At 45.0% G+C, this 12,998-nt stretch carries 5 protein-coding genes and 1 pseudogene; 3 read left to right on the plus strand and 3 right to left on the minus strand.

Going from position 1 to position 12,998, the window contains the following annotated elements; genetic code table 11:
• The first annotated feature begins 96 nt into the window (after positions 1–96).
• The 3 genes from E0496_RS16755 to E0496_RS16765 all read left to right on the plus strand — a co-directional run bounded on the left by E0496_RS16755 (position 97) and on the right by E0496_RS16765 (position 8,523).
• Positions 97–7,386: an S-layer homology domain-containing protein gene (locus tag E0496_RS16755; protein WP_161601451.1), complete on the plus strand. Its 7,290-nt coding sequence runs from the start codon at positions 97–99 to the stop codon at positions 7,384–7,386.
• Positions 7,387–7,831: 445 nt separating this feature from the next.
• Positions 7,832–8,263 carry a hypothetical protein gene (locus E0496_RS16760; protein WP_141502920.1) on the plus strand — a complete coding sequence of 144 codons (432 nt, stop codon included), beginning with the start codon at positions 7,832–7,834 and terminating at the stop codon, positions 8,261–8,263.
• A 5-nt stretch (positions 8,264–8,268) separates the two neighbouring features.
• Positions 8,269–8,523 carry a hypothetical protein gene (locus tag E0496_RS16765; protein WP_141502921.1) on the plus strand — a complete coding sequence of 85 codons (255 nt, stop codon included), beginning with the start codon at positions 8,269–8,271 and terminating at the stop codon, positions 8,521–8,523.
• A gap of 595 nt (positions 8,524–9,118) precedes the next feature.
• Here E0496_RS16765 and E0496_RS16770 read toward each other — a convergent pair.
• The 3 genes and pseudogenes from E0496_RS16770 to E0496_RS36195 all read right to left on the minus strand — a co-directional run.
• The gene (locus tag E0496_RS16770; protein WP_141502922.1) at positions 9,119–10,663 is read right to left on the minus strand and encodes a hypothetical protein; all 1,545 of its coding nucleotides are present in this window, start codon (positions 10,661–10,663) and stop codon (positions 9,119–9,121) included.
• Positions 10,664–10,708: 45 nt separating this feature from the next.
• A complete protein-coding gene (locus E0496_RS16775; RefSeq protein ID WP_141502923.1) occupies positions 10,709–12,379 on the minus strand; it encodes a hypothetical protein in 1,671 nt (556 codons plus the stop codon).
• Positions 12,380–12,747: 368 nt separating this feature from the next.
• A pseudogene (locus E0496_RS36195) lies at positions 12,748–12,998 on the minus strand (hypothetical protein); the annotation flags it as partial.

Raw genomic sequence — 12,998 nt, forward strand, 5'->3', positions numbered from 1 at the left:
ATGACCGAATCTTTCATTATTCTTTTATTGAGCTGTAGTAGACTTAAATTAGTTTGCGACAAGGGATGTACAGAGATAAGAGGAGTGAAGGTGGATATGAGCAAGAGGATGATATTGAAGAGATTTACGGTTCGTTTATTATTGGGATTGATGATCGTTTCATCGATGCCATTTTCGTCTTTATTCACGTTGCCCGTGCTAGCCAGCGGACCAGACGGTACCGAAGGTTGGACGGAATGTGCTGCAGAAGGTGCGGCGTGTACATTTTCAGGGACCAAAGAAGTACGCTTCTGGGGAATCGGCACGCCTGCCATACCCGTTAATTATGGCTTTACTTCTCAATTGTTGACGGGCGGGGCGCTATGCACATCCGCTGCTTTTGGCTATATTGATCCTACTCCTGGAACTATTAAAAAGTGTTACTACCGTGATGTCCAGCTTGATAGCAAAGTGACGTCCATGGCTAGTGAAAACGATAAGAAAGTGACCTTTACATTCCATATTTATGCCATACAGGCTGGCACGTTAGATGACTTGAAGAGTAGGATTACAATTAAAAAAACAGGTGAAACAGCCTATTCAGCTTTAGGCACCCAAGATACCGTTGCGAACCCAACATCTACATCGACGTCGAGTACGCTTGAAATCTACTTTAAAGACGCATTAGTTGGTTCGGAGAACACGATACAGATAGCTCCTGGGGCATTCAAGAATAGCATCGGCGACACGATAGAAATATCGGTGACATCTTCCGTAGTAGGCGAAGCGCCAGACGGCAGCCTTGGCTGGACGAATTGTTCTGCAATTTCCGGATTTTGTAACTTCGATGGGACGAAGGAAGTTCGATTATGGGGAACTGGCGCTCCGGCTATACCCGCTGATTATGATTATGTATCTAAAATCAGTACGTACAGTACGTATTGTTCCGTTTCTGAATTCGGTGGCACGGATCCTGCTTTTGGGACGGTTAAACGGTGTTTCTACCGTGACGTACAACTGGATAGTGCCGTGACGACGACAATGAGCGGTCCCAATAATAAAGCGACGTTGACCTTTCATACCTATGCCAAACAAACGGACACGCTGGATGATTTAAAGAGTAAGATTACGGTCAGAAAAACAGGTGAGGCTGCTTACACGGCTCTTGGTGCTGAAGATACGGTTGCGAATCCAACCTCTACGGCTGCATCGAGTACGTTTGTCATCAAATTCAAGGATACGTTAGTCGGTCCGGGGAACTCCATACAAATAGCACCTGGGGCTTTCAAGGATAACAATGGCCAACCGATTAATTTGCCGGTAACTGTTTCAATAACGTCATTGCCAACTGGACCAGATGGTAGCCCGGGTTGGACAGATTGTGGCGATGAAGGCGGGAATTGTTCTTTTCGAGGGACAAAAGAAGTGAGGTTGTGGGGGATAGGTCCTAATTTTGGCTTTGTCACTCATATATTTAGAGATGTTACGGATAGTCCGAGATGTCAAACCTACTTTATTGGCAATTATGATCCTGCACCAGGTTCTCCGAAAAGATGTTACTTCCGTGATGTCCAACTGGATAGTGAAATGAAAACAGTCGTCAGCGGACTAAATAACAAGGTGACATTCACATTTAATATGTACGCCGTACAGGCAGGCACGATCGAAGACTTGAAGCGTAAGATTATGGTTAAGCGAACGGGTGATTCTGCCTATACAGCGCTAAGTAGCGAGGATACAGTTGCCAATCTAACCTCTACGACTACTTCAAGTACTCTCGAAATTAACTTTAAGAATCCGCTAGTTGGGTCGGGAAACGCTATTCAAATCGCTTCTGAGGCATTCAAGGACACCAATGGTGAGTTAATAGATCTATTGGTGTCAACTGCACTCAAGGAACCTCTTGCCATAGACGATGCACCAGACGGCAGCCAAGGTTGGACGTTTTGTGCCGTAGAGAATGGGGATTGCAGCTTTACAGGAAGGAAAGAAGTACGCTTCTGGGCAACCGACCAACCTGATAAGTTTCAATCAATCGTAAGCATTAATGATACGGCATGTACCCTAGCCTCCTTCGGTAATCGTGATCCGGCATCTGATTCCTCCAAAAGGTGTTACTACCGTGACGTACAGTTGGATAATAACGTGACGACGGCCGTCAGCGGAAGTAATACGAAAGTGAAGGTCGCATTCAATACCTATGCCATTCAAGCTGGTACCTTAGAAGATTTGAAAAGTAAGATAACGATTAAAAAAACGGGTGATTCTGCCTATACAGCGCTAGATACCGAAGATACGCTAGCAAATGTAACTTCTACGGCTACTTTAAGCACATTCGAAATTAATATGAAGAACCCTTTAGTTGGTTCGGAGAACGCTATACGGATAGCATCCAACGCATTCAAAGATAGTATTGGCGATCTCATCGACAAAGCGGTGAATTCTGTCGTAATAGGCGTTATTCCAGACGGCAGCTCTGGCTGGTCCTATTGTGCTGTGGATGGCGAGAATTGCAGCTTTGCAGGGCTGAAAGAAGTGAGATATTGGGGAATAGGCACGCCAGCCCCTAATTATGGTTTTCGGTCCAAAGTCACTTCGGGAGGTACGGCGTGTACAATGGCTGCCTTTGGTAATAGCGACCCTGCCTATGGAACAGTAAAAGCATGTTACTACCGGGATGTCCAGCTGGATTATAACGTGTCAACCGTCGTTGGTGGGCACAATAATAAAGTGACGTTCACCTTTAATACGTATGCCATACAAGCTGGCACTTTAGAAAATTTAAAGAATCATATTACCGTTAAAAAAACAGGTGACGCTGTCTTTACAGCGTTGAGTCCAGAAGATGTAGTTGCCATTAGAACATCTACGCCTACATTGAGTACGCTTGAAATCACCTTAAAGGACACGCTAGTTGGTTCAGACAACGCTATCCGGATAATTCCTGGAGCATTCAAGGATCTTAATGGCCAGCCTATCGACATAGCGATTACATCTTCTTTAACGTTGTTAGGTCTTGGACCGGACGGTAGCCCGGGTTGGACGAATTGTGCTGCGGATGGCGGGAATTGCAGCTTTGTGGGGACGAAAGAAGTGAGATACTGGGGAACAGGTACACCTGCTGTTCCAGCTAATTATGGTTTTAACTCTCAAATCGTTACGAGTTATACGACGTGTTCCATGGCTGCTTTCGGCGGTACCGATCCTGCACCTGGAACGACTAAAAAATGTTACTTCCGTGACGTCCAGTTGGATAGTGCAGTAAAGACAGCGGTTAGCGGGCCCAATAATAAAGTGAAGATGACATTTAATACGTATGCCATACAGTCTGGCACTTTAGAGGAATTAAAGAGTAAGATTACAGTAAAACGAACAGGAGAGACCGCTTATAGAGCGTTAGGTGCAGAAGATACAGTTGTAAACCCAACATCTACGGCTATGTTAAGTACGCTGGAATTTTATTTTAAGGAACCGTTAATGGGTTCAGACAATGCGATACAGATCGCTTCGGGAACCTTCATGGATAGCAATGGCAAGATCATTGACCAAATGGTGACATCCCCTCTAACGTTGTTACCCGCAGCGCCAGACGGCGACTTGGGTTGGACGTATTGTGCGGAAGAAAACAAATTTTGTGGCTTTTCCGGTAAGAAAGAAGTGAGATATTGGGGTATAGGTACGCCTGCCGTACCCGCTAATTACGGTTTTAGATCCCTATTTGCTACCGATATTACAGTCTGCTCAAAGGCTGCTTTCGGTAATGTTGATCCTGCATTTGGCACGACGAAAAGGTGTTATTACCGTGATATACAGCTTGATAATAACGTAAAGACAGTGGTAAGCGGGCTCAATACGAAAGTTACTTTTACATTTAATACGTATGCGATTCAGGCTGGATCTTTAGCAGATTTGAAGAGTAAAATTAAGGTTAAAAAAGCAGGCTCTTCATCCTACACAGCGCTAGATGCAGAAGATACGGTTGCAAATCCAACCTCGACAGCTGACTCGAGCTCGCTTGAGATCAACTTCAAGGACAATTTAGTTGGTTTGGGAAATACGATACAAATAGCTCCTGGGGCATTCGAGGATAGCAATGGCTTGACAATTAACATAACCATTACGTCCTCTTTAACGTTGTTGCCCACTGCACCAGATGGCACTTTAGATTGGACAGATTGTGCTGCAGACAATGGCAATTGTAGTTTTTCTGGGACGAAAGAGGTGAGATACTGGGGAATAGGCGCACCTGCAGTGCCGGCTAATTATAGCTATTTATCTAAAGTCGTTACAAATGGTATTGGATGTAACAGGGATGCGTTCGGTGGTATGGATCCTGCACCAGATACCTATAAAAAGTGCTATTACCGCGCAGTCCAGCTGGATAGCTCAGTGCATTCAATCATAAGCGAACGCCCAGATAAAGTGACGGTTACCTTTCATATGTATGCCATCCAGGCGGGCACTTTAGATGCGTTGAAGAGTAAGATTACGATTAAAAGAGCAGGCCAGGCAGCCTACACAGCACTAGGCCCAGAGGATACAGTTGAGATCCAATCGTCTACAGCAGTCGCGAGTATACTTGAAATCAACTTTAAGGATGCATTGATTGGATCAGGTAACACCTTACAGATCGCTGCTGGGGCATTCAAGGATAGCAATGGCCAGCCTATCAACCTATCGGTATCATCCCCGTTAACCATGCCATTGGTAGTCAATGTGGTAGCTGCTAATGATACTGTCATTACGGGTACAGCGGAAGCTGGCTCCATCGTAACGGTAAGTGTGGATGCGCACACATTGGGAACAGCTGTTGTGACAGATGGTACGTTCGCCATACCAATTGCTGCTCAAACCGTAGGGAAGACGCTTGCGATATTTGCCAAGCATGCAGCAAACAATGTCAGCTTAACGTCGACTGTAACGGTAACAGCCGATGCAACAGCACCAACAGCACCTTTAGTGAACGCAGTGAATATTTACGATGTTTTCGTAACAGGCTCAGCGGAGGCTGGTTCTACGGTAATGGTAAAAGCAGGGGGAAGTTTACTTGGAACTGCCCTAGCAGCAGTAGGTGGAGGCTACTCCGTACCGATTGCAGCTCAAGTAGCAGGCACACAGCTTACGATTACGGCAACGGATGTAGGACTGAACGAAAGTTTACCAACCCGTGTAATCGTTGAGCAGACGGATATACAAGCAGTAACCGCTGCAATTCAGGCGCTCTCCATTACGTATGGCGGCAGCGATGGGGCAGAGAGTGTAACGCAAGCTGTAGGCTTGCCAGCAACAGGAATAAACGAAACGACAGTTATTTGGTCATCCAACCATACCGCAATTAACACCACTGGTATGGTAACGCGTCCTTCACATACAGTAGGCAATACGACGGTAATATTAACTGCGACGATCAGCAAAGGCGTAGCAAGCGAGACTAAAGTATTCACTCTGTTTGTAGCTGCAGAAGCAGCAAGCAATAACGCAGAATTGAGCAGCTTGCGTGTAAGCAGCGGAGCATGGAACGAAATATTAGACGCGGCAGTAACGAGCAATACCCTGAGCGTGCCGAACAGCATCGCGAGTCTAACGGTTGCGCCAACGGCGGCAGATGGGACGGCGATTGTAAAAGTAAACGGAACTTTAGTTGCACGTGGAGAGCAGAGCGCAGAGATTCCTTTGGCTGTAGGTACGAAAACCATTATCGTAGACGTGACCGCTCAGGATGGTACGACCACGAAAACCTACATGATTCAAGTCAGAAGGGTCAGCAACGAAGCCTTACTGTATGATCTGGTTGTTGATCAAGGCACATTAACGTTTGATCCGTCTGAACTTGTTTATCGTGTAGATGTGGCGAGTTCGGTCACAAGTCATCTTTGGACCGTTACCAAAACGAATTCCAACCAAACACTGACGGTTACGGGTGTGAATTTCCATTCTACTTCTGTAACGGGCAATGTATACGCCTATACCGTGCCTAGCTTAAATGTGGGAGCTAATTTGATCAACATTCAGGTAACAGCGGAAGATGGTTTGGCGACGAATACGTATCAATTGATCGTGAACCGAGCACCGGTTGTTCCGGTAATCAGCAGCAATGCTGACTTGAGCGCTGTTTTGTTATCGAGCGGAGTGCTTAGTCCTATCTTTGCTTCTGGTACAACATCCTACACGTCCAATGTGGGGAATGACATATCGAGTCTTACGGTAACAGGAAGTGTGTATGACAGCAAAGCGACGATGACCGTGAACGGTATTTCCACAGTAAGTGGACAAGCCAGCGGAGCGATTAACTTGCGTGTAGGTCCCAATCCAATCACTCTTGTTGTTACTGCTCAGGATGGGAGCATTAAGACGTATATCGTGATCGTGACACGTGGTGACAGCATACCAGTCGTTGTCCCAGATGACAGCAATACAACGCCGCCAATCCGTACGACGGTTACTTCTACAGATGGGAATTTGACGTTGGGGATAGGTCAAATGGGCGAAGTTAGTTTGAACAAAGAGGTTATGATCTCAATCCCAGCGGGTGCTTCAGCCAAAGAACTCAAGATTACGATAGACAAAGTATTAAATACCAAACAGCTAGTCACGGATAAAGAAGTTCTAGCGAGCCCGATCTTCGAAATTTTGAAAAACTTTACGGAGAATTTCAGTAAGCCGATTACGATGACCTTCACTTTCGACAAAGCTAGTTTGCAAAGTGGCCAAACAGCAGCGGTCTTTTATTATGATGAAGTCCACAAAGTGTGGGTGGAGGTTCCTGGCGGTACAATTAATGGGAATCAAATCACCGTAGGGGTGAACCATTTTACAAAATATGCGGTATTTGCTGTGGGCCAAGCAGTAGTTGTAGCAGCGAATTTTAGCGATATTGCTGGCCATTGGGGAGAGGAAAGGATTAAGCAAGCCGCGAAGAATGGCATCGTTTCAGGCTATCCGGATGGTACGTTCAAGCCTAATCGTACTGTGACGCGTGCGGAATTTGCAGTCATGCTGTTGAATACACTGAAGCTGCAAGGGGAGGGCACGAAGCTGAATTTCACAGATGGCGCGGATATCGGGGCTTGGGCACAGATCGCGATCTCGCTCGCAGTGCGAGAAGGCTGGATGAATGGCTATGACGATGGAAGTTTCCGTCCGAACGCTGAGATTACGCGTGCAGAGATGGCCGTAGTGATCGCAGGCGTTCTAGGTAAGCCATTCGGTGCGAATGCAGTAACTCATTTCTCAGATGATGCAGACATTCCATTATGGGCAAAAAGCAGCGTTGCTGCCGTACAGCAAGCGGGCATCATGCAAGGTAAGGATGCTGGGCAATTCGTGCCGCAAGATCGGGCAACAAGAGCCGAGGCTGTGACGGTTTTGCTAAAGCTTAAGTCACAGAGGAGCAACGGAAGTCAATAAATGTTGATAAAAATTACAAAGGGTCGTGCAGAGATCTGCACGACCCTTTGTATATTATTATTAGGACTATGCAAAACGTAGGTCTATATTACTACTACAGATGAAGCAATAGAGTCATATATGGATATGTACAATTCGATTGCGCAACCGTTTGACAAAAAAAATTTTACCGAGATTGAAAACTCAATTAGGATATTTATCGATGTAAACAAAGATGATATATACACAAATAGCAGATGAAGAAATGAGAATGGCTGTTGATAACATGGATAGATAAATCCATGAGGTTACAAAAATTCAACACACATGTGCACAAAACTCGTATTTTGTACATATGTACATACGAGAAGCGTTTTGCGCTCGGTTATGGTCATTCCATAGCCGAGCCTTTTTTGTAACAACTGCCCTCACTTGTTCCATGCCTTAAGGAGGTTCCATTTTCAACGTGCAACGTGATCAGCTCCGTTCGGAGCTCAAAGCCATTATCACGGCTTCCAAATTGTTTGTCAAACGGCTGCGTAATCGAAGCGCACACATTCACGCTGGGCATTTCACTAATCTGTGCATGAAGTCAATGAACCTCATGAAGCGCGATGACATGTTGCTGCCTGGGTACCGACGTCACGTCGATCATGTGAAGTCAGAGTTCGATTATCAGGTCGAATTAGCTTATGAGCGCTTCCCTGATCTCAAAAAAGCATCTAAGCGCACTACAACCGTTTCTGGCGAGTCTAAAGAGCCAACAAAGTCGGTTAAGGTCTCCATCACGCTTCCGGAGTTTGAATGGGTTGTGATCGACGAGATTATAAAAGCCGGCTCTGTGCTCTCTCGTTCCGAATATTTTCGAAAACTGCATTCTAAATCCCAAAGGAGGTAATTTTTTTGAAACTAATTAACGTGGCTAACCTTACTGCAGATTTGCTGGACGAGGAATACAAAGAAAACCAAATTAACTGCGATCATTGCGATCGTTACGAAGATGAAGTTAAGATCATGTACCAGTTGCAACTCCAGGAGCATTTTAAAATGTTTGTCTGTGAACATTGTGTTGCTGAAATGTCTTCCCTGCTCTCTAATGCTGAACAGCCTTCAGCTAATATTGAAAACGCCGATGAAGCGCGTAAAATGGCGGTTTAGGGGTCCCTTGGTAAACATTACGATATCACCGTCCCCCTAAAAATTGATATTTGGAGAAAATGAGAGAAATTCGAAGTAAATGGTCATGTAAGCGATGAAAACGAGGCATATTCCGTTTTAATTAGGTGTTTCAGACTAGATCCCTTATACAGCAAGGGATTTAAGGTATTTAACCTAGTTGGAAAATTGTGCGTTAAATAACGTATGGCTTTGCGGACACCCCACTTGTTCAACCGATCTTTTACGCACGTAATTGCGAATTAGGTAATCTTTTTCAATTGTGAAACGAGGAAAAGTAGTACGGTTGATCACTTCAAGGATAGGTAGCCGCGTCTGCTGACGTGGGGGATCGAGGGGGCCCCACGGCAACTGATGCAGCTGCCGCTCTTGAACGCTAACCCGACCTACTTTCATCTTGCTTCGGTATTTTTGATTTAGATAACTTATTTCAACTTTCGTGTTGCTAATGCTCGCTGTCGCAAAGAATTTTATTTTTCATTAAAGAACTTATAGTTGCTCTTGATTGATTGAATCTGCTTATATGTAAGAAAAAAGCTGCACCCTGTCATCACTCATGACTAAGGGAGCCTTTCCTCTATTGCCTTATAGTTTTATTGGTTTCCACCACAATGTTGGCATCTGGGGAAATTTGTGCGGTCACCATAATTTCGTCTTCTTTTAATGTTAATATTCTAAGATTCTTGTTGTTATTCACGAATGCAGATACCCTTAATTCCAGAACTCCTGCCCCCTCTTCAGGAGGTTTAGGAAAGGAGAGATCCAAGGTTTTCTGAGACTCCATCTGATAGGTTGATCTCATGACCCCGTTACCCTCAATGAATGGAGCCGTGAAAATGAATTCGGCATACACCTGATACGATTGGGTGGAGCTGTCCGGGAGAGGTTTCCCTTGATTGTCTACAAGGAGAAAGGTTAAGGCATGCTTCCTGAGCCATGCTTCTGGTTTAATCATGGTGATAAGCTTGTTCTCATGAGCCGACAACTTCCCGCTCTCCTTCACTTCGGGCCACCCTTTGGGACTATATTTGATCACAGCCTCCCAATTGACTTCCAAGGTCTGCATCTCATCTGTAGTCCACTTATGAGAGAGCTTACCGCCTTCAGAGGTGAAGGTTTGGCTCATAGATAGGCCGTTACTGCCAATCAACGTAACGATAACATGCTCCACGATAGGATCCCCGGAAACGATCACATGCGTTTCATTCTCAATCTTCGGATCCGTAAGGGTGATGACTTCTGGCCCAAACTGACCCAGATAGATACTGGCAGGCAAACTGAAGTGAAATATGTTGCCTTTGTCGAAAGAAGGCAATCGGGGTTTTAGTCGACCTTCCTCCCAAAAATCGGTATAGCCATTGCTGTATGTGATCGTAACTTGATGAACGCCAGGCAGTTGTTCTCCTTGTTTGTTCTCCAGCAATTCTTTCCACATGAGTGCGCCGCTCTCGGAGAGACTGATTTGAACGAATTTCCACAATGAGTTAGAAGTGTGAATAGTGGCTTTCGGAAGTTCTAGTTCATGTTCTTCTGTTTCGATGTCCAATGGTTCGAAGTTGGAACCGATTTTCCCGAGTTCCTCTAATTCCTTTCCCCAGGAGAACTTTTGTTCCCGCATTTCCGATTCAGAAAGACTAATATCTGCGATATAAGAGAGGCTTCCGCCAGTAATCTTGATGGTGCTGCCGACCACCTCTTTATGAAGAACCAGTTGGAAATCACGTATCTGTGGGATTCGCCGGCAAACAAATATAACATGATTGTCTTTGGTTGGCCAGAAATAATAGTCTCCAACTTGGAGGGGTTGATCTACTACGATTGTGGCATTGATGATTCTGATTCCAACACTCCTCAGTCGAATGCCGTTAATCTCGAATGGTTTAATAAACTCGATGGGTTCATCCAGATGTGGATCATCTGGATGTGGAGTAAGCCTAACTTCTCGTAAAGGATCGTCCGAGTGCGGGAGAACATCCTCACCCCCTCGTCGATTTCGGAGTCGATCATGAAGGAAGTCCTCCCCAACTATCCTGCCGGAACGAATTAACCTGTCGGAATGTATCAACCTGTCCTCTAATCCTCGTAAGTCTCCAGATCTAAATTCTCTAAAATCATTAGGCATTTCGCTTATCTCCTTATTCAAAGTTTAAGGTTCGATTGAAACCTTTTAACGAGCAACAATTTCAACGCCATCCTTATTCGCCAAGAGATAAAGCGTGACTTTCGATAAATCGAGCGGTTGTTCATTTGTTTGGATCAGATTCCCCCCAATGACGCCGAAGATGCTCATCGTTGCCGTACTTGAACGCCCCTGCATATCGATTGGATAAGCAAATTCTAAGGGTTCATTTGGTGTGACTCTCATGGATTCTTTAATTGCCGTCGATAAGTGGGGACCTGAGTATGCAATATTGACCGTCAGATAGTCATCCTTAGACACCTGGCTATGTGGGGTAATTTGGTTCCCATCTCGAATCTCCATATTGATCTTCAGTCTCCCCACCCAACTTGAGGTCTTTATGGTGAGCTGCCTGCCGTCTCGACCTTTCTCTTCACCGCTTGTTTGGATAATAGGCCAATTGTTAGGCTTATAATTGATTTCTGCAGTATACCGAATTACCACTTCATCCGGCTTCTGGCTTGTAACCGTATAGGTCTTATTGCCACCTTCGCTAGTAAACACAGGTGATTGTGGAGTACTGGATTGATTTTCACCATCACTGGCGCTCCAGGAAACCCCAACATTCTCCAACATCTCATCCGGATCAACTACGATCGCGGCTGGATAAGAGATCTGAGTTTGAACATCAGTGATATAGCTCTCGTCGATGCCTGCAAACAGAGCAGCTCCACCAACATCCGTATCTTGCGTAATGGAAGACCAACCGTCAAAATCAATGGTTAAGTTAAGATCGACTGCGTCTTCCTTCTTAACCCACTTCATTGCAAATTTTCCTCGAGCTAAAAATCCGGAACCTCCCCCTGAAGTTGATGCAGGTTCAACTTCTGGTACAGGCTCGAATAGGAGAGCAAACCATGACTTCAAGGCTTGATCTAGAAAAGTAGTGACCAACTGCGATTTAATTTGCTCGACTTCTGGAGTGCCAGTACCTGTGAAATGAACACTAACTGCTCCATCCCTTTGCATATTTTCCCAAACGGTCTCGATTTCCGTCTTAACCGATACCCAACGGTTACCGTAAGTTGCCTTGAACGCCGTGGAGAAATGTTCGAACGTTTTCTTGCCGTCTAAATGAACTTCTGCACTAACCCGCGGTAGCCATCTTAAGTAGTCGTAAGAGAATAGAACGCCAAAAGGTAAACCGCCCTTCTCTTTTATGCCTTGTTCACATACTTGTGCCCCAAGCTCCGTTAAATCAATAAGGAAGGTATTGGTTCCGCCTTGGATACCTGCCTTGATATCGTTATGGGCGCTGTGAGGAGTACCTATTCTTTGGTCATACACCAGTTGGGACGTGGCGCCTTCCATACGCAGCGGTATAAAGTTTGGGTTGTCAGATTTTGCATTCCCGGAATTAAGCAAGGTAGTACGCCAGCTGTCCTTCACCTTACTTAGCTCCTCTATGCTGTACTGAATGGCTGATGTGAGCGTGAATATCACAGAACCTCCCGTAATTTTGTACGTGTCCCCTGTCTGTTCGCGGTATATGAACAAAGAGAAATGATATCTCCCGTCTGAATCTTTCGAGAGGGATGGCTGCTTCTTCGTAAAAAGAATGGTATCTTCTCTCGAGCTCTGGAATAATTTGAAGTCCCCAACATCCCAAATAACCCCCGATGTTGCAACACCAAGTCCTTCATTCATGGAACTTGTCAATTCGATTCACTCCTCCATACTGGTTTTGAAACATATCGTGACGCTTTCCCGCTAGCACGTACTAACAAACTCCTTGAAAGAACTAAAGAGCACGTCCTTCTATAGCAGGACCCGTGTTTTAATATCTGCAAAATCTACAATAAAATACAGTCAATACATGAAGTTTAATTAAAACCAAAAAGGAACCGTCGACATAAACTCGACAGTTCCTTTTTGGCATTAGAGGGGATCTACATTGCTGCTAATGTTGTAAGCTTTATTGCAAATCTCAATGGCAAAATGCTAATTTCTCAGAGTAATTATTCATCTGTCTCAAGCATACGGTGTTTGTCAAGGTAGTTGTCGTGATCTCTTGAAAAAAGTAGCGATTAATTTATAGCATTTTGCCCAGCTTGAATAGGTTTCACTTTTTCGGGGTTTAGCCACACTTCTTCTTCTAACCTCCAGTTGCGGGTACTTCCTGACCAACGTGTTGGATGTAAGGCTTTTGCCGCTTCATAGACCTGTTGTCGTTTCTCAAATATCTGTTTCGCTAGTCCTTGGTGTCTTTGGTTAGGCGTCAGAAAATTAAGCCCACTGTGACAATGCTCTGCATTGTACCAATGTACAAAACGCAGCA

This window comes from Paenibacillus luteus, from assembly GCF_006542765.1.
In the GTDB taxonomy this organism is placed as follows: domain Bacteria; phylum Bacillota; class Bacilli; order Paenibacillales; family Paenibacillaceae; genus Pristimantibacillus; species Pristimantibacillus luteus.

Coding starts and splice junctions, on each gene's coding strand:
- E0496_RS16755 (WP_161601451.1), top strand. CDS start 97: ATGAGCAAGAGGATGATATTGAAGAGATTTACGGTTCGTTTATTATTG.
- E0496_RS16770 (WP_141502922.1), bottom strand. CDS start 10,663: ATGCCTAATGATTTTAGAGAATTTAGATCTGGAGACTTACGAGGATTA.